Annotated in this window: 30 protein-coding genes; 17 read left to right on the forward strand and 13 right to left on the reverse strand. The window is 42.3% G+C overall.

The annotated features are described in order from the left end of the window. Positions 1–59 precede the first annotated feature (59 nt). Complete coding sequence (locus tag MKZ04_RS05385) at positions 60–221, reverse strand: aspartyl-phosphate phosphatase Spo0E family protein (protein WP_020451597.1); 162 nt, start codon at positions 219–221, stop codon at positions 60–62. Positions 222–463: 242 nt separating this feature from the next. Between MKZ04_RS05385 and MKZ04_RS05390 the strand changes: the two genes are divergently transcribed. The 3 genes from MKZ04_RS05390 to MKZ04_RS05400 all read left to right on the forward strand — a co-directional run bounded on the left by MKZ04_RS05390 (position 464) and on the right by MKZ04_RS05400 (position 2,194). Next, positions 464–1,171, forward strand: coding sequence for a cytochrome c biogenesis protein CcdA (locus tag MKZ04_RS05390; protein WP_020451598.1), 708 nt, complete (start codon positions 464–466; stop codon positions 1,169–1,171). 83 nt (positions 1,172–1,254) lie between these two features. Then, a complete protein-coding gene (locus MKZ04_RS05395) occupies positions 1,255–1,626 on the forward strand; it encodes a response regulator (RefSeq protein ID WP_025809950.1) in 372 nt (123 codons plus the stop codon). Between the two features lie 73 nt (positions 1,627–1,699). Next, complete coding sequence (locus MKZ04_RS05400; protein WP_020451600.1) at positions 1,700–2,194, forward strand: CcdC family protein; 495 nt, start codon at positions 1,700–1,702, stop codon at positions 2,192–2,194. A gap of 35 nt (positions 2,195–2,229) precedes the next feature. Here the strand turns inward: MKZ04_RS05400 and MKZ04_RS05405 are convergent, their stop codons facing one another. From MKZ04_RS05405 to sspO, 4 genes are all read right to left on the reverse strand, one after another. Beyond that, on the reverse strand, positions 2,230–2,658 hold the full coding sequence (locus MKZ04_RS05405; RefSeq protein ID WP_020451601.1) for a DUF2621 family protein: 429 nt from the start codon (positions 2,656–2,658) through the stop codon (positions 2,230–2,232). Positions 2,659–2,862: 204 nt separating this feature from the next. Next, on the reverse strand, positions 2,863–3,270 hold the full coding sequence (locus tag MKZ04_RS05410; RefSeq protein ID WP_020451602.1) for an Hsp20/alpha crystallin family protein: 408 nt from the start codon (positions 3,268–3,270) through the stop codon (positions 2,863–2,865). 136 nt (positions 3,271–3,406) lie between these two features. Next, positions 3,407–3,553, reverse strand: coding sequence for a small acid-soluble spore protein P (locus tag MKZ04_RS05415; RefSeq protein WP_003182250.1), 147 nt, complete (start codon positions 3,551–3,553; stop codon positions 3,407–3,409). A 41-nt stretch (positions 3,554–3,594) separates the two neighbouring features. Then, entirely contained in the window at positions 3,595–3,741 is a 147-nt protein-coding gene (gene sspO / locus MKZ04_RS05420; protein ID WP_020451603.1) for a small acid-soluble spore protein O, read from the reverse strand. Between the two features lie 234 nt (positions 3,742–3,975). On the opposite strand from sspO, the gene acnA reads away from it, so the two are divergent. From acnA to MKZ04_RS05455, 7 genes are all read left to right on the forward strand, one after another. Beyond that, the gene (gene acnA, locus MKZ04_RS05425; RefSeq protein ID WP_023857591.1) at positions 3,976–6,702 is read left to right on the forward strand and encodes an aconitate hydratase AcnA; all 2,727 of its coding nucleotides are present in this window, start codon (positions 3,976–3,978) and stop codon (positions 6,700–6,702) included. A gap of 69 nt (positions 6,703–6,771) precedes the next feature. Continuing rightward, positions 6,772–7,278: a redoxin domain-containing protein gene (locus MKZ04_RS05430; RefSeq protein WP_025809953.1), complete on the forward strand. Its 507-nt coding sequence runs from the start codon at positions 6,772–6,774 to the stop codon at positions 7,276–7,278. A 71-nt stretch (positions 7,279–7,349) separates the two neighbouring features. Then, positions 7,350–7,475, forward strand: a complete 126-nt coding sequence (locus MKZ04_RS05435) for an FbpB family small basic protein (RefSeq protein ID WP_023857590.1) — start codon at positions 7,350–7,352, stop codon at positions 7,473–7,475. 68 nt (positions 7,476–7,543) lie between these two features. After that, on the forward strand, positions 7,544–7,687 hold the full coding sequence (locus tag MKZ04_RS05440; RefSeq protein WP_003182261.1) for an acid-soluble spore protein N: 144 nt from the start codon (positions 7,544–7,546) through the stop codon (positions 7,685–7,687). A gap of 25 nt (positions 7,688–7,712) precedes the next feature. After that, the gene (tlp, locus tag MKZ04_RS05445; protein ID WP_023857589.1) at positions 7,713–7,949 is read left to right on the forward strand and encodes a small acid-soluble spore protein Tlp; all 237 of its coding nucleotides are present in this window, start codon (positions 7,713–7,715) and stop codon (positions 7,947–7,949) included. A gap of 104 nt (positions 7,950–8,053) precedes the next feature. Continuing rightward, positions 8,054–8,470, forward strand: a complete 417-nt coding sequence (locus tag MKZ04_RS05450) for a YbgC/FadM family acyl-CoA thioesterase (protein WP_020451607.1) — start codon at positions 8,054–8,056, stop codon at positions 8,468–8,470. Further along, entirely contained in the window at positions 8,470–8,772 is a 303-nt protein-coding gene (locus MKZ04_RS05455; RefSeq protein ID WP_075213277.1) for a hypothetical protein, read from the forward strand. Before MKZ04_RS05450 ends, MKZ04_RS05455 begins: the two co-directional genes overlap by 1 nt. Before the next feature lie 224 nt (positions 8,773–8,996). Here the strand turns inward: MKZ04_RS05455 and MKZ04_RS05460 are convergent, their stop codons facing one another. The 4 genes from MKZ04_RS05460 to plsY form a co-directional block, all read right to left on the reverse strand. Continuing rightward, the gene (locus MKZ04_RS05460) at positions 8,997–9,359 is read right to left on the reverse strand and encodes a YxeA family protein (RefSeq protein ID WP_341045457.1); all 363 of its coding nucleotides are present in this window, start codon (positions 9,357–9,359) and stop codon (positions 8,997–8,999) included. A 425-nt stretch (positions 9,360–9,784) separates the two neighbouring features. Next, positions 9,785–10,816: a YdcF family protein gene (locus MKZ04_RS05465; protein ID WP_341045459.1), complete on the reverse strand. Its 1,032-nt coding sequence runs from the start codon at positions 10,814–10,816 to the stop codon at positions 9,785–9,787. A 267-nt stretch (positions 10,817–11,083) separates the two neighbouring features. Beyond that, positions 11,084–11,371, reverse strand: coding sequence for a HesB/YadR/YfhF family protein (locus tag MKZ04_RS05470; protein WP_020451611.1), 288 nt, complete (start codon positions 11,369–11,371; stop codon positions 11,084–11,086). 102 nt (positions 11,372–11,473) lie between these two features. Beyond that, positions 11,474–12,067 (reverse strand): glycerol-3-phosphate 1-O-acyltransferase PlsY, encoded by a 594-nt coding sequence (gene plsY / locus MKZ04_RS05475; RefSeq protein WP_025809960.1) that lies wholly within the window; start codon positions 12,065–12,067, stop codon positions 11,474–11,476. Positions 12,068–12,245: 178 nt separating this feature from the next. Between plsY and MKZ04_RS05480 the strand changes: the two genes are divergently transcribed. The 3 genes from MKZ04_RS05480 (at position 12,246) to parC (ending at position 17,378) form a co-directional block, all read left to right on the forward strand. Continuing rightward, entirely contained in the window at positions 12,246–12,659 is a 414-nt protein-coding gene (locus MKZ04_RS05480; protein WP_020451613.1) for a CoA-binding protein, read from the forward strand. Between the two features lie 323 nt (positions 12,660–12,982). Further along, positions 12,983–14,950, forward strand: a complete 1,968-nt coding sequence (gene parE, locus MKZ04_RS05485; RefSeq protein WP_020451614.1) for a DNA topoisomerase IV subunit B — start codon at positions 12,983–12,985, stop codon at positions 14,948–14,950. Between the two features lie 4 nt (positions 14,951–14,954). Then, positions 14,955–17,378, forward strand: a complete 2,424-nt coding sequence (gene parC, locus MKZ04_RS05490) for a DNA topoisomerase IV subunit A (protein ID WP_020451615.1) — start codon at positions 14,955–14,957, stop codon at positions 17,376–17,378. A gap of 313 nt (positions 17,379–17,691) precedes the next feature. Here parC and MKZ04_RS05495 read toward each other — a convergent pair whose 3' ends face one another. Further along, entirely contained in the window at positions 17,692–18,783 is a 1,092-nt protein-coding gene (locus MKZ04_RS05495; RefSeq protein ID WP_020451616.1) for a GntR family transcriptional regulator, read from the reverse strand. A gap of 351 nt (positions 18,784–19,134) precedes the next feature. Between MKZ04_RS05495 and MKZ04_RS05500 the strand changes: the two genes are divergently transcribed. The 4 genes from MKZ04_RS05500 (at position 19,135) to MKZ04_RS05515 (ending at position 24,618) form a co-directional block, all read left to right on the forward strand. After that, positions 19,135–20,742, forward strand: a complete 1,608-nt coding sequence (locus MKZ04_RS05500; RefSeq protein WP_020451617.1) for a xylulokinase — start codon at positions 19,135–19,137, stop codon at positions 20,740–20,742. A 24-nt stretch (positions 20,743–20,766) separates the two neighbouring features. Next, entirely contained in the window at positions 20,767–21,462 is a 696-nt protein-coding gene (locus MKZ04_RS05505) for an L-ribulose-5-phosphate 4-epimerase (protein ID WP_039072737.1), read from the forward strand. A gap of 43 nt (positions 21,463–21,505) precedes the next feature. After that, complete coding sequence (gene araA, locus MKZ04_RS05510; protein WP_020451619.1) at positions 21,506–22,930, forward strand: L-arabinose isomerase; 1,425 nt, start codon at positions 21,506–21,508, stop codon at positions 22,928–22,930. A gap of 281 nt (positions 22,931–23,211) precedes the next feature. After that, positions 23,212–24,618, forward strand: coding sequence for a sugar porter family MFS transporter (locus MKZ04_RS05515; protein WP_020451620.1), 1,407 nt, complete (start codon positions 23,212–23,214; stop codon positions 24,616–24,618). A 226-nt stretch (positions 24,619–24,844) separates the two neighbouring features. Here MKZ04_RS05515 and MKZ04_RS05520 read toward each other — a convergent pair whose 3' ends face one another. From MKZ04_RS05520 to MKZ04_RS05530, 3 genes are all read right to left on the reverse strand, one after another. Then, a complete protein-coding gene (locus tag MKZ04_RS05520; protein ID WP_020451621.1) occupies positions 24,845–25,627 on the reverse strand; it encodes a (S)-acetoin forming diacetyl reductase in 783 nt (260 codons plus the stop codon). A gap of 309 nt (positions 25,628–25,936) precedes the next feature. Beyond that, complete coding sequence (locus MKZ04_RS05525; RefSeq protein ID WP_020451622.1) at positions 25,937–26,062, reverse strand: hypothetical protein; 126 nt, start codon at positions 26,060–26,062, stop codon at positions 25,937–25,939. 29 nt (positions 26,063–26,091) lie between these two features. Further along, positions 26,092–26,436: a hypothetical protein gene (locus tag MKZ04_RS05530; RefSeq protein WP_341045464.1), complete on the reverse strand. Its 345-nt coding sequence runs from the start codon at positions 26,434–26,436 to the stop codon at positions 26,092–26,094. Positions 26,437–26,548: the final 112 nt, after the last annotated feature.

Consider the following 26,548-nt stretch of genomic DNA (forward strand, 5'->3'; position numbering starts at 1 on the left):
GAAGGAACATGGTTATAAAATAAAAAACCCGCTTCCGGGTTTTTTATTTTGATCTATGATTATTGTGTATGTCCGAGAGATAGTTTTTGGTATTCCAAAAGAAGGATATCCAGCTGCTGGCTGTGCTGAATGGTGATATGTGAAGTCATGCCGTTTGTCATGACGATTTTTAGCAGCTCTTTTCTTTTTTCCTCAATTTCATGAAGCAGATTTTCTTTCATCACAGGAATTTATCCTTTCTTCTGTAAAAATCATCTTTTTGTTGCCTACTAAATGTTATTATATCCATATATAGGTTCCTTTTCAATTCTGAAGGTGATAAGGGTAAATTGTCAAAATTGATTATATAAAGAAATTCGTGAAACCAACATCCTTTTTTGTGATATGTTAGGAAATTGAAATGTAATTGTCATATCAAATGATTTTCTTTCATAGTATTCCAAAAAATAGAAGGGAGAAAGAGATGGCTGATATCAACTATATTCTCGCTTTCGGTGCAGGGTTTCTATCGTTTATTTCGCCATGCTGCCTGCCGCTGTATCCCGCTTTTTTATCATATATTACAGGTGTCAGCATGAGTGAAATCCATTCTGACAGACTTATGTTTCAAAAAAGGAGCCTGATACATACGATCTTTTTCCTGATTGGCTTTTCGATGATCTTTGTGGCTCTCGGCTACAGCACATCGCTTGTCGGGTCCTTTTTTAAGGATTATCATCAGCTCATCAGGCAGCTTGGCGCGGTATTCATCATCTTTTTTGGATTTGTCACACTGGGGGTTTTTAAGCCTGAATTTTTAATGAAAGAAAGGCGCCTCCATTTTAAAAACAGGCCCGGCGGCCTGCTCGGTTCTGTCGGAATCGGAATGGCATTTGCCGCCGGCTGGACGCCCTGCACCGGTCCGATTCTTGCAGCGGTCATCACACTCGCCGGAACGAACCCGATGTCGGCCGTACCTTATATGGTGCTTTATGCGCTCGGATTCAGCCTGCCGTTTCTGCTCCTGTCTTTTTTCATGACAAAGATGAAATGGCTTCGAAAGCATCAGCTCATCATCATGAAGATCGGCGGAATTGCAATGATTGCAGTCGGAATCCTGCTGTTCTTTGACTGGATGACGAAAATCATTATCGTACTGTCAGGCCTGTTCGGCGATTTCAGAGGCTTTTAGATACCTGGCTAAGGACCGCCTTGGTTTTTTGTTATAATAGGACTTATTCACAGCAAAATTGAATAATGATGTTGGAGGGGAGTATGACAAGGGTTTTAATTGTTGATGATGCAAAATTTATGAGAGATAAAATCAGAGAAATACTTGAAACAGAAGACTTGCAAGTCGCGGGTGAAGCCGGGAACGGGGAAGAAGCTGTTTTGCTTTATCAAGAGCTGCAGCCGGACTTGGTTATCATGGATATTACAATGCCTGTGAAAAACGGGATTGAAGCTTTAAAGGACATGATCCAGCTGAACCCGAAGGTGAAAGTGATCATGTGTACGGCCATGCGGCAAAAGCGAATCGTTGTTGAAGCGATCGAAGCCGGAGCCAAGGACTTTATCGTCAAGCCTTTCGAGGAGACGAAAGTCGTCGAAGCGATTCGCCACGTGCTGGGAAATCCTTGCACCTGAAAAACCTGAACATGGTTTTTTTCTTCGTTTTGGAGTATAGTAACAAGTAGAGAAATTAGCTTTAGAAAAAGGGATGATATGTATGATGATCGTCGTTTCATCTATACTTGCCGTCGTGATGGCCGTCATTGTCATGGCTGTCAGAATCAAGTCATCTGAAAAACCGGCTACGGCCAAAAAAATTATACTGCCTCCGATTTTTATGAGCACCGGTGCTCTCATGTTTTTATTTCCGATGTTCCACGTGACCGGTGCCGAATTTTTGGAAGCTCTCACAGTGGGCATGATCTTTTCTATTTTCTTAATTAAAACCTCAAAATTTGAAATCCGCGATGATAAAATCTATATTAAACGCTCCAAATCGTTTGTGTTTATTTTAATTGCGCTGCTCGTCATCCGGATCGCGATGAAGAGCATATTAAGCACAACGATCGATTACGGCGCACTGAGCGGAATGTTTTGGATTCTGGCTTTCGGGATGATCGTTCCTTGGCGGATTGCCATGTTTTTATCGTTCAGAAAGCTTTCAAGCCAGATTGAAGCGTCAAATCACATACAGGTCAATTAAAACAAAACCTTTCCTTCTTTCAGGAAAGGTTTTGTTTATTTAAAAAGCTCTTGATAGGAAGAGTGATCAATGTTCTTTTCTTTTAAACGCTTTACGAGGAACTTATGGTCTTTTTTCGGTGTGGCCATAATATAGCCTCTGACGATTAAATCCCGGTCGATTGCGCCTGCTTTTTCCTTTAATGCGAGTTCTCCGATCTTTCCGGCGATTTTCGCTTTTGCTACATCGCGAAACAGTTCGGGTACGGGAGAAACTAATTCTTCAAGCAGTTCTTTTTCTTCTTCATTCCACAAATGCCTTGTCTGTTCAATATAATAATCCTGCCAGTCCAGCTCAGATTTCCCATCTTCTTTAGGCAGCCTTTTTAAAAATTTGCGAAACATGAAAAAACCGCCGATTGACAAGAGGACGATCATGATGACGATCCAAGCGAGCATCAGCCATAAAAACCATCCTTCCAGCATCTCTCATCACTCCTTTGTCTATAACCTATTTTACATGAAGGCGTTTTAGAAGAACATAGAAAAAATAATATAAAATGGGACACCGGCCTGATCAAAAGAGGTGCTAGAACATAATCTATTGTATAGCAATTCCCTAATCGGCCATAGAGAATTGCTAGCGGATATTTGACGAACGAACGGAAAAAACCCGGATGGCAAAGTGTTTTACGCGCTGTCCGGGTTCTGCTTGTTGTGCATGTATGATATAAAAGGAATATGAAATGAAAGCGAAACTTCATCTTGGCTTGCTTCCTTATTGATTTTAACTGCAAGAATGCTGTTCTCGCATTCCGCTTCGATCTGTTTGTCATTCAAAAAGAAAGGAAGCATCAGCGATTTTTCGTAATGCTGTTCATCGGTTTTAACCGCAAGCTTGAAATCGTAGCCGGAAAACGTCATGTCAAGGTGCCGGGCATTCAAGCGGCTTAAATCTGCTTCGATTATATATTCAGTGCTCGTTTCATAAAGGTCGATCGGAAAAGTCTCATCATAGAGGAGAAAAGGGTCGTCAACAAACTGTTTCATCCATTCTTTATCAAAATCTGCGGAATCGAAACGTTTTGTATTTGTCATTTGATCATTCCTCCATACCTAGCCTTACCGTTAGATTATGCACAGCTGTGAATTCATGTGAAGGAGGCGATTCGAAGGGGGTTGCATCGCCAGAGAGGTAAAGTAAAAAACCGCGCCGTGAAAGACGCGGAAAATGTTACATATCGTGACTGGAATTATGTTTTTGTCTCGTATGGTTCCGGTTTTTAACTTTTTTGCTTCCGCTCAAAGGCTCTGGCTGCCCAGGCTGAGCTCCTTTCGGTGCGTTTTTGCGCATATCTTTGCCGTCGTTTTTATTTGTCAATGTCTTAACCTCCTAAGCCATTCATGAAGGATTTTTAGGATTTATTGATTGGTCTTCCGTTTTTTGTTGTTTTGGCGTTCCGCCTCAGTGAGAATATGCTGGTCATCTTCAATATATCCCGCGCCGTTTCCTTGGCGTTTAGCATTGTTCATTCCATTGATGACATGATTTGCTTTTCGTTTGGCCAATTTCGATCACCTCAGACTGTAGTATAGCCTTAGCGGGTGTATTGTATAAAAAAATGTATTTCCAGTAAAATAAACTTTTTTCCTTATATAAGGCATTCTTATTGAATTTAATAAAAACATTGATATTTACTTATGTTTAAAATTGTTTTAAGATTAAATTGTGAGAAAATTGTGGTGAAATATGCCGATTTTTCTGGCGTATGATCTTGATCTTTAAAGGGGGATTTTGGAGAAATGGCGAATCAGCAACAAGTCGCAAAAAAAGACGCTTTTCAATCAAGAAAAACGTTTACAGTACAAGGCAAAACGTACAGCTATTATTCTTTAAAAGCATTAGAGGATCAAGGAATCGGAAACGTATCAAAACTGCCTTATTCCATTAAAGTTTTGCTCGAATCCGTTCTTCGTCAAGTAGACGGGAGAGTCATTACAAAGGAACACGTTGAAAACTTGGCAAAATGGGGCACTGCCGAATTAAAGGATATTGACGTTCCTTTCAAACCATCCCGCGTTATTTTGCAGGACTTTACCGGCGTTCCAGCCGTTGTAGACCTTGCTTCATTAAGAAAAGCGATGGCTTCAGTCGGCGGAGATCCGGATAAAATCAATCCTGAAATACCGGTAGACCTTGTCATCGACCACTCCGTACAAGTTGACAAAGCGGGTACGGAAGATGCATTGACAATTAATATGGACCTTGAATTCCAACGAAATGCAGAGCGTTACAAATTTTTAAGCTGGGCTAAGAAAGCGTTTAATAACTATCAGGCTGTTCCCCCTGCTACAGGTATTGTTCACCAGGTGAACCTTGAGTATTTGGCAAACGTTGTCCATGCTGTGGAAGAAGACGGCGAGATTGTCGCTTATCCTGACACGCTTGTCGGTACTGACTCCCATACAACGATGATCAACGGAATCGGCGTTCTCGGCTGGGGCGTCGGCGGAATTGAAGCTGAAGCGGGCATGCTCGGCCAGCCTTCATATTTCCCTGTACCTGAAGTAATCGGAGCGAAGCTTGTCGGAAAGCTGCCGAACGGCACGACGGCGACGGACTTGGCGCTTAAAGTAACACAGGTGCTGCGTGAAAAAGGCGTGGTCGGAAAGTTCGTCGAATTCTTCGGACCGGGTGTTGCAGAACTTCCGCTTGCAGACCGTGCGACAATCGCAAATATGGCTCCTGAATACGGCGCGACTTGCGGTTTCTTCCCTGTTGATGAGGAAGCATTGGAATACATGCGTTTAACAGGCCGTGATGAAGAACATATCAATGTGGTGAAAGAATATTGCCGTCAAAACGGATTGTTCTACACGCCTGATCAGGAAGATCCCGTATTTACCGATATCGTTGAAATTGACTTGTCAAAAGTTGAAGCGAATCTTTCAGGTCCGAAGCGTCCTCAGGATCTCATTCCGCTGACTGACATGAAAGAGACATTCCACAAACATTTGGCAAGCCCTGCAGGGAACCAGGGATTCGGTTTAAACGCGAGTGAGGCTGACAAAGAAATCAAATTTAAGCTTGAAAACGGCGAAGAAGCCGTCATGAAAACGGGTGCGATTGCGATTGCGGCGATCACCAGCTGCACAAATACATCAAACCCTTATGTCTTAATCGGTGCGGGCCTTGTCGCTAAAAAAGCGGTTGAACTGGGATTGAAAGTACCGAACTATGTGAAAACATCCCTGGCTCCGGGTTCAAAAGTCGTAACAGGCTACTTAGTCAATTCAGGCCTGCTTCCATATATGCGCGAGCTTGGATTTAACATCGTCGGATACGGCTGTACGACATGTATCGGGAACTCCGGACCGCTTGCGCCTGAAATCGAAAAAGCGGTTGCCGAAAATGACCTGCTGATTACGTCTGTCCTTTCCGGAAACCGTAACTTTGAAGGCCGGATTCATCCGCTTGTCAAAGGAAACTACCTGGCGTCTCCGCCGCTTGTCGTAGCCTATGCATTGGCGGGCACGGTAGATATTGACCTGAAAAACGAACCGATCGGCGTCGGAAAAGACGGTCAAAACGTATACTTCAACGATATTTGGCCGACGATGGACGAAATCAACTCCGTCGTGAAGCAAACCGTTACTCCTGAGTTGTTCAGAAAAGAATATGAGCGCGTGTTTGATGACAATGAACGCTGGAATGCGATTGAAACAACGGATGAAGCCCTGTATAAATGGGATGAAGAATCCACTTACATTCAAAACCCGCCGTTCTTTGAAAACATGTCAGTTGAGCCTGGTACGGTTGAACCGCTTAAAGGCTTGCGCATTGTCGGCAAATTCGGAGATTCTGTCACGACAGACCATATTTCTCCTGCGGGAGCGATCGGCAAAGACACGCCAGCCGGAAAATATCTGCAGGAAAAAGGCGTTTCTCCTAGAGACTTCAACTCATATGGTTCAAGACGCGGAAACCATGAAGTCATGATGAGGGGAACATTCGCCAACATCAGAATCAAAAACCAGATCGCTCCGGGTACAGAAGGCGGTTATACAACGTATTGGCCGACCGGAGAAGTAATGTCCATCTACGATGCCTGCATGAAGTATAAAGAAGACGGCACAGGTCTGGTCGTCATTGCCGGAAAAGACTACGGAATGGGTTCTTCCCGCGACTGGGCGGCAAAAGGAACAAATCTGCTCGGCATCAAAACCGTCATTGCAGAAAGCTTTGAAAGAATTCACAGAAGCAACCTTGTGCTGATGGGCGTTCTTCCGCTTCAATTTAAAGAGGGAGAAAACGCTGAAACGCTCGGTTTGACCGGGAAAGAAACGATTGAAGTTGACGTGAGTGAGACGGTTCGCCCGCGCGATCTCGTTCAAGTCAAAGCGATTGCCGAAGACGGCACAGTCAAGTCGTTTGAAGCTGTTGTACGCTTTGACAGCGAAGTAGAAATCGATTATTACCGTCACGGCGGAATCCTGCAAATGGTGCTCCGCAATAAAATGAAACAGTAATTGAATGAGGAGAGAAAGCCTTTAGCTTTCTCTTCTTTTTTCAGCGTGATCCTGAATTGGAGGATGCCGATGATGAAAAAATTGCTGGCTGCCGCGTTTCTTTTCGTTTTGGCCGGTCTTGCGGTATGGAACTTCACAGGGCAAAAGGAAGCCGAAATCGGCATTGCGAAAGGAGACAAGGCGCCTGATTTTACGCTTCCGTCTTTAAAGGATGGAAACGAAGTATCTTTATCAGACTTTAAAGGAAAAAAAGTGCTGTTGAATTTTTGGGCCACCTGGTGTAAACCGTGTGAAATAGAAATGCCTGCAATGGAAGAACTCCAAAACGAAAATCAGGACATTGCCGTTTTGGCCGTCAACTTTACCTCTTCCGAGAAAAACGAAGAGTCGGTCAAAACGTTTGCCGAAAGACACGGTTTACATTTCCCTATCGTCTTAGATCGAACGGGCATCAATGCGAAATACGAGATTTTTTCGTATCCGACAACATTTATTATTGATGAAAACGGAAAGATTCAGGATATCGTCCTTGGGACGATGTCGAAAAAGAATATGGAAGAAAAGCTGGGATTATAAAAAATCCCGGCTTTTTTGCTTATATCGCCCAAAAAATGGTGAAAATGAAAACAAGCTGGAGGTGATTCAACATGAAAAAAACGAAAAGGCGGACATTTGAAGAACTTGTCTTGGAAAACAAAAAGGAGCTCATGACCAACCAGGAGTTTCTTGATCGGCTGGAAGATAAGCTTGAAGAGAAATTTAAGCTGAAGTGACTTTTTAAAAATCGATTCATGTTTACGCTCCTTTTTGAGAATCCTAATGCTGAAAAGGAGGGATAGACATGCCGAGGGAACATGACAAACAGTCTAAATTTGCCCCGAGCCATCTTGGGACAAAACCGGTAGAATATAAGCGCAACAAAGGAAAAAAGATGCATGATAAATCAGGAGAAACGCCGATCATTATGCAGACAAAGGGCGAGTAAAGAAGAAAAGGAGGCAGAGACCCGCATGACACACCAAAAACATCATCCGGATGACAGATCAGACAACGTGGAGAAGCTTCAAGACATGGTGCAGAACACAATCGAAAATATCGAGGAGTCTGAGGAGCAGCTGTCTTTTGCCAACCAGGCGGAACAGGAGCAGATCCGCGAAAAAAATCAACGCCGAAATGAGAGCATTGAGGCGATGCGCAATGAAATCCATGACGAGGCGGAAGACCGCGAAAACGGATATCATCAATAAACCAGGGCGACCTGGTTTTTTTGCATGAAGCCGTCTGTCGTGTTTTTGCCCATTCTATATGCTAAGATTGGATTATATATATTGTGAAAAGGGAGTAGAGGAATTTGTACGTCTCAAAAAAAGAAATAGAAGTCCGCTATGCCGAAACAGACCAAATGGGCGTCGTCTATCACGCCAATTATTTGATTTGGATGGAGGTTGGACGGACGGCTTTAATTAAAGAACTCGGCTTCTCTTACGCCGAAATGGAGAAAGACGGCATCCTGTCGCCTGTCGTGGATATCAATGTCCGCTACGTCAAACCTCTTCGCTACGGTGAAACCGCGACGGTACATACATGGATTGAAGAATATAACGGCTTTAAGACGGTATATGGGTATGAAATCTTCAATTCCGCTGGCGAAACCGCTGTGAAGGCCACATCGTCCCATATTTGCGTTGACGGGGACAGCTTCAAACCGGTCCAGTTCCGTAAGCTTTATCCAAAGTGGCATGAAGCTTATGAAGAGGCCAAAAAGTAATGGCTTTCGGTATTAAAAGAAACGAGCTGAACGAATGGAAGCGCGCCGTTTTAAACGGCGAAGTTGCGTTCCTTACGCATTACTGGCTCGATGACAAGTATCCGGATGTCAATACCGTGACAAAAGCCGGATGCGGTAACATTGATAAGCTTGCAGAGTGGGGCAAACAGTACGGACTGAAAAAAGAGTGGATCCATAAAAGAAGCAAATTTCCTCACTTTGATTTATTGGGAGAGAAGCAGATCGAGATTTTAAAACAAGAAAAGCTCTCAAGCCATATCAAGCGTTTCAGGCTCGAATAATCCGGTGTTTTAGAGAAACCCGGACACCCTTGAAACAAGCAAGCATCGTCCTTGCTTGTTTCATCCTGATGAGCAAACATTGAAGGATAAAAAGTCGGAACGATATCTTTAGTTTCAATGATGTCGTACCTTAGTGTTTTTCATGCCTTGATAAGGCCGCAGTCATTTTATTTTTCATAAAAATCTCCCTAAAACAAGAAGTTTTAGGGAGCAGAGTAAGCGTCTCATTGACTTTGATTGTTTAATTTGTGCATGATGTCCTGATCTATTTGCTTCTCGCTTGCTTTTTCTTTGCTGGATATGATTTCCCTTCTGTCTTCCCAATGAATAATATAATACTGACCTTTCTGCATTTTTTCCTGAGAAGAGAGTTTTAGGTTTTTGGGTTTTCCATTTTTATCATAACCCGTAACATCATAGTTATAATTTATATATGTGTATCCATCACTTGTTTTTTCTTTAACGACTTTTGGATCTGTTGTAATTTTGACGTAATAAGCTTCCGTTGAATAATATCCGGAATATAAAAAATAGCCCCCGGCCAAAATCATCAGTCCTACCGTTAAAATCCCTAAAAACCATTTCATCTTTTATCACCTCGAACCCATCATATATAAAACCTCCAAACGAAACCATTGATTTATCTTACATATTCCTTTCACTGTTGTAAGCATTTAAAGTCCAAGCGCACCAAAAAAACAGCTACTTGAAGTAGGAAGAAGCATTGAGAAAAAAGAATCTGTTCACCATTAGATCTGATAAGGGTAAATTGAGGCTTTAGCATTTGAGAAAATCACTTTTCAGTTGTGGCTTGTTGCAGATAAAAGAAGGGGAGGTTTTTGCGAAATAGGGGGAAAATCGTTTTCCATTCTATCAATCGCTGTTATGCTGACTATTAAAAAGATATTTGAAGCATCAGTGCAGTGAAATTATATTTTCCAAGCAAAAAGACACCTTTTTGGTGAAGATGTCCTTCGAAAATACCATCATAATCCATTGAGACTGCCATTTTTTAATCAATGAAAAAATTAAATGCGGTCAAAAGGATAGAAATACCCAATATAGTTCCCACGACAATGCTATGCCGTTTACGATTCATCACAACAACAGCGATATATTCACGGATCATGGCGTTCGGCCAATAATAAAAAGCGGTCTTTGAACCGATGCCATCGCTTTTCAAGCCTGCTCGTTTTGCATATAGGCTGGCACGGAACAGATGGAAATTGTTTGTTGTGAAGATGCTGTTATATTTGCTGTCTGTTAATGAGTCCATCAGTTGTTTGGAGAAAAGCATATTTTGATATGTATTTACAGAACGGTCTTCTTTCAAAGTGTGCTCTCCAGGTATCCCTTTTTTTATAGCATATCTTTGCATAGCTTCGGCTTCAGAAAGATTTTCATCAGGTCCTTGCCCGCCGGAGAAAATGATTTTTGGCTGAGAAGCAACAGCTGTCTGTTTCCAATAAAAATCGACAGCCTTATTGATCCTGCTTGCTAAAAGCGGGGGGACTGTATCGTTAATTAATCCACTCCCGAGAACGATGATGTAATCCTGATTAAGCTTCGGTCTGTTAAATTGATATAGAAAATAAGCTGTTAAGAAATTTGTTAAATGAAAAAAGAAATAGACCGTAATAAGCGATGATCCCGCAAACAATGGCTGAACATTTGGCGATAAAAAACGAGCGGGGTCAATCACGGATAATGGGAAAAATATGATAATGCCTAACCCGGAAATTAAAGTCAAACAATTAGACAATCGCCGTCCTTCTCTTTTGATAAGAATTCTCGCATTCAGAAATAACCCGATCATTAAAGCAAATAGACCAAACGTTAGGATAAAGAAAAAGATCAGCAGCGGTACAATGACGAACAGTCTGAAAAAACCGATTCCGACAACGTATGCCAGATAGTAGGATAGAACAAGAAATGAACAAAAAAATAGATTGAATAAAAAACCGTTGATGATCCTTCTTCGGTCCGTTAAATAAAAGATCAGAAAAACAGCTAGCAAAATAAAGGTTATCACACCGTAAACCATGTCAAACACCTCGATCTCAATGACTCTGTATAATATGGGAAAATCCTTGCCGGTTTATTTTAGACGAACTGCATTTTAGATATACAGAATCTATACTCACTCGGTTATTCGGGAGGTGTACGCAGCGTACGGTGTGCAGCTGCCGCACACTCAGGCGAGCCAGTCTATGTGTTGGAAGGCTTTTTTCGGTACTTTAATTAAGATGAAAAATAAAAAAACTTGCAGAAAAAAAAGAGTTTCTCTGCAAGCTTTATAAAATGCTCTTTTTTACTGATATTCAAAAACAGGCTCTTCCGAAGATTCGTTATAGGTGACAAGCAGATCATGGCCGTCGAAATACCATACATCGCTTTCTTCAACGAAAAACGTAATGCCGTCTTTTTCCGCGCTCACACCGATTTGCTGCGGCTCATCTTTTGAAACCCCAAGGGAGAAGCCTTTTTGAACATTGCTGCAGCCTCCGTAGCGGACAAAGAAGCGAACCTGATCTCCTTCTTTTAAATCAAGCTCGTCCTTATACCATTTAAGCGCCTCTTCATTAATTTTCAAATTCACGGGCAAGCACTCCTTCATCATTTGTTTCAAAGCATGCTGAATCTATTTATAGTATATAACGATTTTGTCCGATCATGAAAATATAATGTTTTTCGGATAGGCTCATTTTTTGCCGGACATCCACTTGATTTTGGGCTCGGTTTTATCCATAATGCGTTTAATGTTCGTCCTGTGTCTGTATACGACAAACGCCGTTAGAAAGGCGACGACTGCCACCAATAAAAGATCTTTCGTAAACAGGCTGTAAACCGTTGTATACAAGCCGGTTAAAATGGAAGAAAGCGATACATATTTTGTGATATACAAAAACAGAAAGAACACCGCAATCATTGTGAGAAACAGAAAAGGCTGATAGCAAAGCAATACGCCTCCGGAAGTAGCGACAGCTTTTCCGCCTTTAAATTTGGCGAACACAGGGAACATATGCCCGATGACTGCGGCTACACCGGCTAACAAAGGGTGTACGCCGATGTGGAGGATGGCGGGCAGAAAGGCGGCGAGCGTCCCTTTCAAAATATCCGCAGCCACCACGATGGAGCCGGCTTTCACCCCAAGTGTCCGGAATGCATTGGTGGCGCCAAGATTGCCGCTGCCGTGTTCCCTGATGTCGATTCCTTTGGCGGCCTTTCCGACAATTAAGCCGGACGGAATGCTGCCGAGTAGATAGGCTAAAACAAATAATAAAGCAATTAACATTTCATTTCTCCTTTTTAGATGATCCCTTCTCTTTATTTTAACATGAGAGGCGCCTTTCATGACGGCTTTTCTTTAGAAGTACCGTATATATCATACAAGATAATGCGCGCTAATCATATGAAAATTTTGATTATCGCCTTTGATTTCGTGTAAACTGAACGTAAAAGGAGTGATCGCCATGGAAAACCCTTCTAAACAGGAAATCAAAAGCATTCTTGAAAACAGTAAACGAATCGCGGTAGTCGGTCTGTCCGACAATCCTGAAAGAACATCGTACATGGTATCAAAAGCGATGCAGGACGCGGGATATGACATCATCCCTGTCAATCCGTCCATAGATGAGGCGCTGGGCGTCAAGGCTGTGGCATCATTAAAAGACATTGAAGGACATGTCGATATCGTCAATGTGTTCAGAAGATCCGAACATCTGCGCGATGTCGCAAAGGAATTCTTGGAGATAGACGCAGATGTGTTTTGGGCGCAGCAGGGGCTTGTCAACGAAGAAGCTTATCGGCTTCTGAGCGAAAAAGGCTATACGGTGATTATGGATTTGTGTATAAAAGTGGCACACGCGTTAACAAAATCGGCATAAAAAAGACAAAAATCCTTGTTTATTCAAGGGTTTTTGTCTTTTTTATGCGAGAATATGTTTGCGAATTGCTGTGAAAAACGGCTACAATAAGTCTTGGACAGTTTTTTTAAGAATGATTTTCCAATTGCTGGTGGAAAAGCCTTGTCCTCCAAGGGACGAATCGTGTAAAATGACGGCTGTGCAAAAAAACGGCTTTCATTTTAACATTTTCCCGACAATGCTTGAAGCGATTGGAAAAGAATCGGATAATACTTTGCTTTACATGACAGAGTGTGTATTATTCTTTATAAGCAATGTTTGATTTTTGAAAGGGGTTTATGCATTTGGTTAAGAAACAGCAATTTGACTATAATGATGATTCCATACAGGTGCTCGAAGGCCTTGAAGCGGTCAGAAAACGCCCCGGTATGTACATCGGTTCGACAGACAGCCGGGGCCTGCACCATCTCGTATATGAAATCGTCGATAATTCCGTCGATGAAGTCCTTGCGGGCCATGGGAATCATATTATAGTAAAGATACATAAAGATAACAGCATATCGGTGCAAGACAGAGGCCGGGGAATGCCAACAGGAATGCATAAGCTGGGCAAACCGACTCCCGAAATTATTTTGACAGTGCTGCATGCCGGAGGAAAGTTCGGCCAAGGCGGCTATAAAACGAGCGGGGGGCTGCACGGCGTCGGTGCATCCGTTGTAAACGCCCTGTCTGAGTGGCTGACAGTCACAATTGAGCGGGACGGAAATGTTTACAGGCAGCGTTTTGAAAACGGCGGCAAACCGGTGACATCCCTTGATAAAATCGGAACGACCAAAAAGACCGGCACCCTGATTCATTTCAAGCCTGATCCTACGATGTTCAGCACAACGACTTTTAACTTTGAAACGCTTTCAGAGCGTCTGAGAGAATCAGCCTTTTTGTTAAAAGGATTAAAAATCGAATTGATCGATGAACGCGATCAAACAAAAGAAACGTTTTTATACGAAAACGGAATCGAAGCTTTTGTCGCTTATTTAAATGAGGAGAAAGACGCGCTTTCTGAAGTGGTCTCATTTGAAGGGGAGCACAACGGCATCGAGGTGGACTTTGCGTTTCAATTTAATGACGGCTATTCCGAAAACATCCTGTCATTCGTCAATAATGTCAGAACAAAGGACGGAGGAACCCATGAGTCCGGTGCGAAAACGGCGATGACAAGAGCATTCAACGAATATGCGAGAAAGGTGGCCCTTTTAAAAGAAAAGGACAAAAACCTTGAAGGAACGGACATCCGGGAAGGCCTGTCAGCCATCGTTTCCGTCCGGATTCCAGAAGAGCTTCTTCAATTTGAAGGACAGACAAAAGGAAAGCTCGGCACGAGTGAAGCAAGATCAGCCGTTGATGCGATCGTCTCCGAGCAGCTCGCATATTTCCTTGAAGAAAACAGGGAAACGGCAACATTGCTCGTCAAAAAAGCGATTAAAGCCTCCCAGGCAAGAGAAGCTGCGAGAAAAGCAAGAGAAGAGGCAAGAAGCGGAAAGAAAAGAAAGAAATCCGAAGCGACGCTCTCCGGCAAGCTGACGCCTGCACAATCAAGGAATCCGTCCAAAAACGAATTGTATCTCGTGGAGGGTGACTCTGCCGGAGGATCAGCAAAGCAGGGAAGAGACCGGAAATTCCAGGCTGTCCTGCCGCTCCGCGGAAAGGTTATCAATACGGAAAAAGCGAAGCTGGCCGATATTTTTAAAAATGAAGAGATCAATACGATTATTCATGCGATCGGCGGAGGGGTCGGCGCTGATTTTGACATTGAGGACATCAATTACGACAAAGTCATCATCATGACAGATGCGGATACAGACGGCGCTCATATCCAAGTGCTGCTCCTGACTTTTTTCTACCGCTATATGAAGCCGCTGATCGAGCACGGAAAAGTGTTTATCGCGCTGCCGCCGCTCTATAAAGTCAGCAAAGGGTCTGGCAAAAAAGAAATCATTGAATATGCTTGGTCTGATGAAGAAATGGACGACGTCCTCAAAAAAGTCGGAAGAGGATATACGATTCAGCGCTATAAAGGTCTCGGCGAAATGAACGCTGACCAGCTTTGGGAAACGACAATGAACCCCGAATCAAGAACGCTTGTCAGGGTTAAAATCGATGACGCAGCCCGTGTGGAAAGGCGCGTGACGACATTGATGGGCGACAAAGTTGAGCCGAGAAGAAAATGGATTGAGAAAAACGTCGCTTTCGGACTTGATGAAGAAAGCAACATTTTAGAAAACGAGAATTTATCGGTCGCTGAGGAGGTTTAAATAAATGGCACAGCCAGAGATTTATCATGATTTACCATTGGAAGACGTGATCGGCGACCGTTTCGGCCGATACAGCAAATATATTATTCAGGATCGGGCGCTCCCTGACGCCAGGGACGGCCTGAAGCCTGTTCAAAGAAGAATCCTATACGCCATGCATGCGGAAGGGAACACGCACGATAAGAATTTCCGCAAGGCCGCAAAAACGGTCGGTAATGTAATCGGGAACTATCATCCTCATGGAGACAGTTCGGTCTACGAAGCGATGGTGCGGATGAGCCAGGACTGGAAGGTTCGCAACGTGCTGGTTGAAATGCACGGTAACAACGGAAGCATCGACGGTGATCCGCCGGCTGCGATGCGTTATACAGAAGCAAGGCTCGCAGCGATCGCTTCAGAGCTTTTGCGAGATATTGACAAAGAAACGGTCGAGTTTGTGCCAAACTTTGATGATACAAGCAAGGAGCCCGTCGTCCTTCCGGCGATGTTCCCGAACCTGCTTGTCAACGGATCGACAGGGATTTCCGCCGGGTATGCGACTGACATTCCGCCGCATCATCTCGGGGAAGTGATCGATGCCGTGATAAGGCGGATTGACTCGCCGAACTGCAGTGTGGATGACCTCATGGAGCTCGTAAAAGGACCGGACTTTCCGACCGGAGGAATCATTCAGGGTAAAGAAGGCATAAAAAAAGCCTATGAAACCGGAAAAGGTAAAATCATCATCAGGGGCAAAGCCGAGATCGAAACCATCAGAGGCGGCCGCCAGCAAATTGTCATTACTGAAATTCCGTTTGAAGTCAACAAAGCGAATTTAGTGAAAAAAATGGACGAATTCAGGATTGAACGGAAGGTCGAAGGGATTTCCGAAGTCCGTGACGAGACCGACCGGACAGGACTCAGAATCGTGATTGAGCTGAAAAAAGAAGCGGATGCACAAGGTATTTTAAATTTCTTGTACAAAAACTCGGATTTGCAGATTCCGTACAACTTTAACATGGTGGCTATTCATAACAGAAGACCGATGTTGATGAATCTCACATCAATTTTGGACGCTTATATCGGCCACCAAAAAGAAGTCATCACCAACCGTTCTCAGTATGAGCTGAAAAAAGCGAAGGAAAGGCATCATATCGTAGAAGGATTGATGAAAGCACTGTCCATTTTGGATGAAGTCATTGCGACGATCCGCTCCTCCAATGACAAGCGCGATGCCAAAAACAATCTGATCGAAAAGTTCGCATTTACAGAGCCGCAGGCTGAAGCGATCGTTTCATTGCAGCTGTACAGGCTGACAAACACAGATATTACGGCTCTCCAGGAAGAAGCAAAAGAACTCGACCAGAAGATCAAAGAGCTGGAAGAGATCCTTTCCAATGACAAGAAACTCTTGAAAGTGATCAAAGACAGCTTGAAAAAGGTGAAAAAAACCTATGCCGGTCAAAGGCGCTCTGTCATCGAGGAGAAAATTGAAGAAATCAAAATCAATCTTGAAGTGATGGTGGCGTCTGAAGACGTTTATGTGACCGTGACGAAAGACGGTTATATTAAACGAACGAGCCAGCGGTCTTTTGCTGCATCAAACGGCCAGGACTTCGGCATGAAAGATACCGACCGTCTGCTCTGTCAGCTGGAAATGAATACGACAGACGTACTGCTTTTATTTACAAATAAAGGGAGCTATGTGTATTGTCCGGTTCACCAGCTTCCTGATATCAGATGGAAAGACTTGGGTCAGCACATCACGAATATCATATCGATCGACAGCGATGAATCCATCGTCAAGGCGATCCCTGTCAGAGAGTTTACCGAATCTGAATACCTGCTGTTCTTTACGAAAAACGGAATGGCGAAAAGAACTCAGCTGATGCAGTATAAAGCACAGCGCTATTCAAAAGCATTGGTCGCTCTTAACTTAAAAGGCGACGATGAAGTGGTTGATGTTCATGTAACGGACGGAACGAAAGATTTGTTTATCGCGACACATTCCGGCTACGGTCTGTGGTTCTCAGAAGATGAGGTCAGCGTCGTCGGCGCAAGGGCGGCCGGTGTCAAAGGCGTCAATTTGAAAGACGGCGACTTTGTCGCCAGCGGGCAGGTTTTAGAGGAATCGGATGTGCTTGTGCTCGTGACCCAGCGCGGATCTATTAAGCGGATGAACCGCACCGAATTTGAAAAAACGTCACGGGCGAAACGAGGGGTTCTCATGCTGAGGGAATTGAAGAAAAAACCTCACCGCATCACCGGGCTGCTCGCATGCTCATATCATGCTCAAATCACGCTTCAAACCGAAAAAGGCATCACAGAGGAGATGCTTGTCAAAGATATCAAGCTTCATGACCGGTACAGCAACGGTTCTTTCATCATCGACGAAGATGAGGCAGGGGAAGTAACGGATGTATGGATCAGCAAACATGAACGGGAGTGAAATCGACCTGCGCCCAATTCTAGGGATATCACCACATGCCTATCAAGAATAGAGCCATTCTGCAAGACAACGAAGAATGCTGCAGAAAAAGAGCATGCCAGATAAACTTTACACAGGTTCATTTTTAAATGCTAGGCTACTTTCTTGTGATACAAGCTTTTTCCCGTATCGGTGAGATTTTCGCTTTCTTTTTGGAGGAAGCGTCAAATACATGAAAATTCTCTGCTGCTTAATTAATAACAGAGTAAAACAACCCAGTCCGCGTTCACGCCTTTAGTGCACATGGACTGGGTTTTCCTTGATCACACCAAGATTATTGTACATCTAACTCTTTTACGGTTTCACCTTCAATTAACACAGGCTGATAGTAGGTTTCGTTTGGTAAGTCTTTCTTTCCTTGCAATTTCTTGATGACCCAATCAGCTGCATCGTGTCCCATTTGTTCTTGAGGATGTGTCAATGTTGTTAGTTTGATATTCGCATTTTTGGCAATATACGAATTGTCCTGTCCAATAATTGACAATTTGTCCGGGACAGAAATATTAAGTTGTCTGCATACATTTGCTACTTCCAACCCTACTTCGTCGTTATAGCAAACAATTGCAGTCAACACGTCTCTCTTTTCATTTAGAAACTTCTTCAGGTTTGTGTATAGTTCCAGCTTCGTCTCTGTATTGTACGAAAGCACATGCTCTGGTTGAAATCGTAATTTGGCTTCACCAAGCGCTTTTATATACCCCTTCATTCGATACTTTCCTTGTAAATCATCCATTTTTGAAATGAGACCAATTTGTGTATGTCCTTTTGATATTAATTCTTTTGTTGCGAGATAGCTGGACTGCACATCATCGAGACAAAGAAAAGGAACATCTAATTCTTCATAATAAGCATTGATCATGATGAAAGGAATATCCTGTTCCTTAAACGATAAATAGTAAGCAATATTCGGATTGTATAGATTACTTTTCGTAGGTTCAACAATTAAACCATCGACGCCAAATGACAACATCATTTCCAAAGCTTTTTTTTCTTGTTCGACATCATTATTTGTACTAGCTAATAGTAACGAATAATTAGCCTCATTCAATCTCCCTTCAATTCCGCGAATAATTGAGGGGAAAATGTAATCTGAAATGTAGGTCGTAATTACACCGATTATTTTATTATTGGAATTCCCTCCAGGTTTTGATTGATACTGATTACTTACATAAGTGCCAGACCCTTTTTCACTTCTTAAAAACCCCTCGTTCGCCAGCTCTAAAATCGCCTTTCGAACAGTGTGCCGGCTGACTTTGTATTCTTCTTGTATGGCGGATTCAGTAGGAATTTGTTCTCCTACCCTGTAAACTCCTGAAAGGATTTTACTTTTTATATCATTAATGATGACCTTATACTTTGGTTTCATTTCACTCACTTCTTTCATAGTTGTTCGCATTCTAATTTTTTTAATTGAATGATTTGTGTGGACATATTTTATCATGGCTTTCAATGAATGAAAAGATTTCACCTTATTTTCGTGAAAATGAATAAGTAATTCTAATTTTTTTCTTTAAATTTCATGTTATACAAATACTTTTTATTATAAGCATGAAGAGAAAAAGAATATAAATATCGTTGTGATATTTATATGAACATATTATATTATCGATTGACAAGTGTACGTACAAAAAATATACTAAGTCTGTAATTAAGTTAAGCGAAAAGGGGAATGCCTTCTTTCGAATAATATTGAAATCGCTATCAGAGGGGGGATAACGTGAAAGCGAATCAAGTAAACATCAAGCAGGCGATAACTGAGGGAGAAACATCGCTTGGAATTGAATTCGGATCCACACGTATTAAAGCAGTGTTGATTGATAGCAGTTTTGAAACAATCGCATCTGGAAGTTATGAGTGGGAAAACCGCTTGGAAGATGGATTTTGGACGTACAACTTAGTAGATATTATCACTGGGTTGCAAACAGCTTATAGTGAAATGAAGAATGATGTTGAACGAAATTATGGCATCACCATTCGCAAAATCGGTTCTATTGGTTTTTCTGCAATGATGCATGGATATATGGCTTTTGACAACACAGGGGAGCTGCTTGTTCCGTTTCGAACTTGGCGTAACTCAACAACCGGTGCTGCAGCAAAAGAATTAACTGATCAATTTCAATTCAATATCCCTGAACGGTGGAGTATTGCTCATTTATATCAAGCGATATTAAATGAAGAGAAACATTTGCCTCGCATTGATTATATCACCACTTTAGCTGGGTACATTCACTGGTTGCTGACTGGTAATAAAGCAATTGGCGTTGGAGATGCTTCGGGCATGTTCCCAATTGATGAATCAACGCAAAATTACAATGAATCGATGCTCAAGCAGTTTGATGAACTGATTTCGAACAAAGGCTATCCTTGGAGTATAAAGGATATTCTTCCTGAAGTTTATATTTCAGGCGAGCAAGCTGGCGAATTAACCGAAATTGGCGCGAAAATTCTGGATCAGTCAAAAAATTTACAACCGGGCATTCCGGTTTGTCCGCCGGAAGGCGATGCTGGAACAGGAATGGTTGCTACGAATAGTGTGAGGAAACGCACTGGAAACATCTCAGTAGGAACTTCAGTTTTTGCCATGATTGTATTAGAGAAAAAACTTTCGAAAGTATATCCAGAAATTGATTTGGTAACAACGCCAAACGGCAGTCCGGTTGGAATGGTTCATGCGAATAACTGCTCAAGCGATTTAAATGCTTGGCTAGGGTTGTTTCGTGAATTTTTTGAGGCAATGGGACAAAAGGTTGAAATGAATAAATTATTCGAAGTGGTGTTGAATAAAGCATTGGAGGCTGACTCAGACGGCGGTGGCTTACTAAGCTACGGTTATTTCTCTGGTGAAAATATTACAGGACTAGAAAAAGGCCGGCCGTTATTTGTCCGCTCACCAGAGAGTCGTTTCGATTTAGCAAACTTCATGCGGACACACCTTTTTGCAGCTTTTGCAGCTTTGAAAATCGGAATGGATATTTTGACCAAAGAGGAAAATATTGATATTGATAGCATTTTAGCTCACGGCGGTTTATTCAAAACCCCTCTTGTCGGACAAAAAATTGTTGCAGCTGCAATGAATACGCCAGTATCAGTTATGGCAACTGCCGGAGAGGGCGGTGCGTGGGGAATGGCTATTCTTGCTTCTTACATGATGAACAAAGATCAACAAGAAAGCTTAGAAGATTTCCTCGACAAAAAAGTCTTTGAAGAGGATGCCGGGCAAGAAATTTACCCTGATCAATTAGATGTTGAAGGATTTGAAGCATTTATCGAACGGTACAAAAAAGGTTTAATGATTGAGCAGGCCGCTGTGGATCATTTGATTTAATGAGTGGAAAGTGGAGGGGTTGACGTGCTAGAACAACTGAAAGAAGAAGTGTTACAAGCAAATTTGGACTTGCCTAAATACGGACTTGTGAAATACACATGGGGAAATGCAAGTGCCATTGACCGTGAAACTGGTTTATTCGTTATCAAACCTAGTGGTGTTGATTATGAAACAATGAAAGCTAGTGATATGGTGGTTGTTGATTTAGATGGCAATATTGTTGAAGGAGAGCTGAGACCTTCATCAGATACAGCGACTCACGCGGTACTTTATAAGCATTACCCTGAAATTGGAGGAATTGTACACACTCATTCAACTTGGGCGACAATCTGGGCTCAAGCAGGCCTTGATGTTCCGGCGATGGGGACCACTCATGCAGACACATTCTATGGTTCCGTGCCATGTGCCCGATACTTGACACAAGAGGAGGTTGATCGAGGTTACGAAGTAGAAACAGGTAATGTCATTATCGAAACATTTGAAGAGCGCGGGTTAGATATTTTAGCTGTTCCCGGTGTCTTACTTCATGGTCATGGTCCATTTACTTGGGGCAAAGATGTAAAATCAGCAGTATTGAATAGTGTGGTGTTGGATGAAGTCGCGAAAATGAATTTATTTACCCGAGAATTAAATCATTTTGCAAAAGAATTACCACAATGTATTTTAGATAAACATTATTTACGAAAACACGGTAAAAATGCTTATTATGGTCAAAAGTAAAGTCAATTCTATCAAACTATTCATTTAAGAAAAGAGGGTTATGATGTTAACACAAGGAAAAAAAGAATTCTGGTTTGTCGTAGGTTCACAACATCTTTATGGGGAAGAAGCGCTAGAAGAAGTCAGAGCGCACGCGCAAGCCGTGACTGATGCATTAAATGAAAGCGCTGTATTGCCATATCCGCTTGTATTGCAAGATTTAGCTGTTAGTGCAGATAAAATCACAAGCATCATGAAAGAAGTGAACTATCGTGACGAAGTTGCCGGTGTTATCACTTGGATGCATACTTTTTCACCTGCAAAAATGTGGATTCGCGGAACAAAATTATTACAAAAACCGTTACTTCATTTAGCGACACAATTTAATGAAAGTATTCCGTGGACAACGATTGACATGGACTTTATGAACCTAAACCAATCTGCTCATGGGGACCGTGAATACGGTTTTATCAATGCCCGTTTGCAAAAACAAAATAAAGTTGTCGTAGGTTATTGGGAACGCCCTGAAGTGCAACAGCAAATTGCGGAATGGATGGACGTAGCGGTTGCTTATAACGAAAGCTTCAACATCAAGGTCGCCCGATTTGGTGACAACATGCGTAACGTTGCTGTTACTGAAGGGGATAAGGTTGAAGCGCAAATTCAATTTGGCTGGACAGTTGATTACTTTGGCATTGGTGATCTTGTTCAATACGTGAATGCGGTTACAGATGAAGAAATTAATCGATTGTTTGCTGAATATGCAGACCTTTATGAATTTGATTATGGTACTTACAGTCAGGAAGATTGGGAGAAGAGCGTAAAAGTACAAGCAAGCTATGAAATCGCCATTAAACGTTTCCTGGATGATGGTGGTTATAATGCCTTCACAACTAACTTTGAAGATTTATATGGGATGAAACAACTTCCGGGTCTTGCCGTCCAACGTTTGATGGCCCAAGGATATGGCTTTGCTGGTGAAGGAGATTGGAAAACTGCAGCGCTCGATCGTTTACTCAAAGTGATGAGCCGTAACCAATCAACCGGCTTTATGGAAGATTACACATATGAATTAGCTGCCGGTCAAGAATCAATCCTTCAATCACATATGCTTGAAGTTGACCCATCTTTAGCAAGCAACAAACCGAAAATTATCGTATCTCCATTAGGTATTGGTGATCGTGAAGACCCGGCACGCTTAGTGTTCGACGGAAAAGCAGGAGATGGTGTGGTTGTTTCAATGGCAGACTTTGGTACGCATTACAAACTGTTGATTAACGAAGTTTCTGCATTTGAACCAACTGTTCCGGCACCAAACCTTCCGGTGGCACGGGTGCTTTGGGAAGTGAAGCCTAACTTTCAGGATGGAGTGAAAGCGTGGCTTGAAAACGGCGGCGGTCACCATACAGTTGTTTCATTGAATTTAACAACAGACCAAATGATCACTTATGCAAAGCTGGTTGACCTGGAATATGTAGTAATTAAGTAATGCCTCTAACCTCCGAGGAGGCTCTGCTTCCTTGGAGGTGAAAAATAGGGATATCAGATATCAAAATATTCATGATTTTGTAAGCGTTATCGTTATGTTCCGGAAAAATTGAAAGCGTTTAATAATAGGCGAATAAAACCATGAGGTTTAGTGAGAAATCCCACCAATATCCTAGCATGTATTTGCAGTTTGAAAACACTTTAATGATTTCTGAAAAAGCCATCGATAATTTTGGTGGCTGGATTACACAATATAATTTCAACCTTGAGGAGGGAACTTAAATGGTTAATGAAAAGAAAATCTCAAGTGGCTTCATTTATTTTTTCGGGGCTTTTGCCGGCATTCTTTTCGGTTATGATATCGGCGTTATGACGGGTGCTTTGCCTTTTCTGCAACACGATTGGAACCTTCAAGACAACGCCGGGGTTATTGGCTGGATTACTTCTTCGGTCATGTTAGGCGCTATTTTTGGAGGCGCCCTGGCCGGACAACTTTCTGATCGTTTGGGACGTCGCAAAATGATTTTAATTTCCGCTGTCATTTTTGTTGTTGGATCCATTTTGTCAGGAATAGCACCTCATAATGGGGTACTGTTTTTAATTGTTTCTCGGGTTTTATTAGGATTGGCCGTTGGTGCTGCCTCTGCATTGGTCCCGGCCTATATGTCGGAAATGGCGCCTGCACGTTTACGCGGACGGCTGTCAGGAATTAATCAAACCATGATTTGTTCTGGAATGTTGCTTTCTTACATTGTCGATTTTCTATTGAAAGATTTGCCGGAAACAATGGCGTGGCGGTTGATGCTTGGTTTGGCTGCCGTACCTGCTGTGATCTTATATGTTGGAATGTTAAAGTTACCTGAATCACCTCGTTTTTTAATCAAGAACAATAAACTTGATGAAGCACGCAAGGTGTTGAGCTATATTCGCTCTAACAAAGGAGAGATTGATTCTGAAATAGCACAAATACAAGAAACTGCCAGAGAGGAAACAAAGGCAAATCAAAAAGCATCATGGGCTACACTCTTAAGTAATAAATATCGTTTTTTATTAATTGCTGGTGTGGGTGTTGCCGCTTTTCAACAATTCCAGGGTGCTAACGCAATTTTTTATTACATTCCTTTGATTGTAGAAAAAGCAACAGGGAATGCGGCAAGTTCAGCGTTGATGTGGCCGATTATTCAAGGTGTTATTCTCGTGCTAGGTTCATTGCTATTCATCATGATCGCTGATAAATTTAATCGCCGTACTTTATTAACAGTAGGCGGAACCGTTATGGGGCTGTCCTTTATTTTGCCGGCAATATTGAATATATTAATTCCTAATGCAAATCCGATGATGATGGTTGTCTTTTTAAGTATCTATGTAGCACTTTATTCATTCACGTGGGCTCCTTTAACTTGGGTCATCGTTGGAGAAATTTTCCCTCTGGTCATTCGCGGGCGCGCGTCTGGAATAGCTTCATCATTTAACTGGATCGGCTCTTTCTTGGTTGGATTGCTATTTCCTATTATGACCGCTTCGATGTCTCAAGAAGCTGTGTTTGCAATCTTCGGTGTTATTTGTTTACTTGGAGTTGTATTTATCCGGACACGCGTCCCTGAAACTCGAGGTCGCAGTTTAGAGGAAATCGAAAAAAATGGAGGAAATAAACAAATTGGCGGAAAAAGCGCGCAAATAAACCTATGAGGCTTGGAGTGGGGAATCGAAAGGAGCTATCTTGGGTGCCGCTTATCGCAGGGGAAATCTTCGCACTAGTTCATTTTGAAACAGGGGGTTTCAAAAGGGAAGACGCTCTTTGGTCCAAATTTTTAAACGGGGCGTGATTGGACGAACCGTGACATATCAGCTCTAGCTTGTTATTTCAATATGGAGGTGGAAAACTCCGCCCTCCATATTGAATATGATTTTAAAATTAATTAAATACCATTCCGCCATCAATGATAAGAGACTGGCCGGTCATATAATCTGAATCCGGCCCTGCAAGATAAGAAACGCATGCTGCTACATCTTCCGGCTCTGATAAGCGTTTTAATGCAATATTTTTAGCGAATTGTTCCATTCCCCATTCAAATGGCTTGCCTGCTTCATCAGCGGTTTGCTGTGCAATCCCCATCATCATAGGCGTTTTTACGATACCCGGACAAAAGGCGTTAACCGTAATGCCTAATTCAGCTAGATCTTTTGCCGCCGTTTGCGTAATCCCGCGAACAGCGAACTTTGTTCCTCCGTAAACTGCCAAGCCCGGGTTACCGACTTGACCGGCTTGAGAAGAAGCATTTATGATTTTCCCGCCGTGTCCAAGTTCTTTAAAGGCTTTTACAGCTGCTTGAATTCCCCAATAAGTACCGCCGACGTTAACATCATAGATTTTCCGATAATCTTCATATGTAATGCTTTCAATAGGTGTGGTTGGTCCAAGACCTGCATTATTGATCACCACATCAAGACCGCCGAGGCGTTTAACCGTTTCATCGACTGCTTTAAAAACATCGTCCCGATCAGCAACATCCACTTTAACTGCAATTGCCTTACCGTTATGCTGGTTAATGTCCTCAGCAACTTGTGTTGCAGTTTCTACATTATAATCGGCAACTGCAACAGCGAACCCATCCTCCGCCAAGCGTTTGCAGATTGCTTCGCCAATTCCTTGGCCTCCGCCAGTAACAAAAGCAATTTTTCCAGATACTTTACTCATATGAACATCTTCTTTCTATAAGTAATTGGTATTTAATTGGTACAGAAACATTATATCTTATATTTGTAGATTTGAAATAAAATCCTAGCAGTTGTTGAAAAAATGTTTAAAATTTTTCGAAAAAATTTAATTGTTTTTGAAGAAGATGGAAAAGCTGTATTTAAGTATAATAGGATTGTTCCGCTTTTACTGCAATCACAAGACGAAGGAAGACCAAATGAAAAGGCATGAATCCGTGCAGTGCCGGACTCATGCCAATCAAACTGTTTCATGAAATTTTATTGTCTAGCTTTTCAAATCGCTTCAAATTCAGCTGTCCTGGCGATTGAAAAGGTCGGTAATCGCGTGCATGAATTCAATTCCTTGAAAAACAAACAAATTGATTGCTGCTAATGAAAATAGTCCAATAATCACCGTTCTTATAATAAATAACATGTTAAAACCTCCCGTTTTTTTTCGTATGGTTATGGTTTTAAAACATGCGCTTTATCGAAATAAGAAGAGTGATAGAACACCGCGAGCATAAATGCCTTCAGATGCTCTTGCCGCCTGTTCATCATGAACGCCTGGCCGGAAGCCGCAGCTAAGATGAAGAGAAGGATGGATTCAGCTCCGAAGCCGAGTGAATTCCACAATGATTTCGCCTTTTCTTCACCATATTTGCCGGCTGTCAGTTCATGGAGTTCGTCTCCTGAAACAGCGGCTTTTTGCGTATGGTGATTTGCCGGCATCTGGGGCATTGAGAACGAATGAAGGCTCGCAATGACTAAAAAGAATATGGACAGTTGCAGAAACAATGTCTTTTTCATTTGATCTCATCCCCTTAGTATCTCATCATCTTAGCATATTTTATGTTATAAGAAAAGATGATTATTTTGTGACAGTTGGCAAATATTTATTGACAATATGAGATTTTTCGCA

Origin of the sequence: Bacillus sp. FSL W7-1354, assembly GCF_038002405.1 — a bacterium.
In the GTDB taxonomy this organism is placed as follows: domain Bacteria; phylum Bacillota; class Bacilli; order Bacillales; family Bacillaceae; genus Bacillus; species Bacillus paralicheniformis.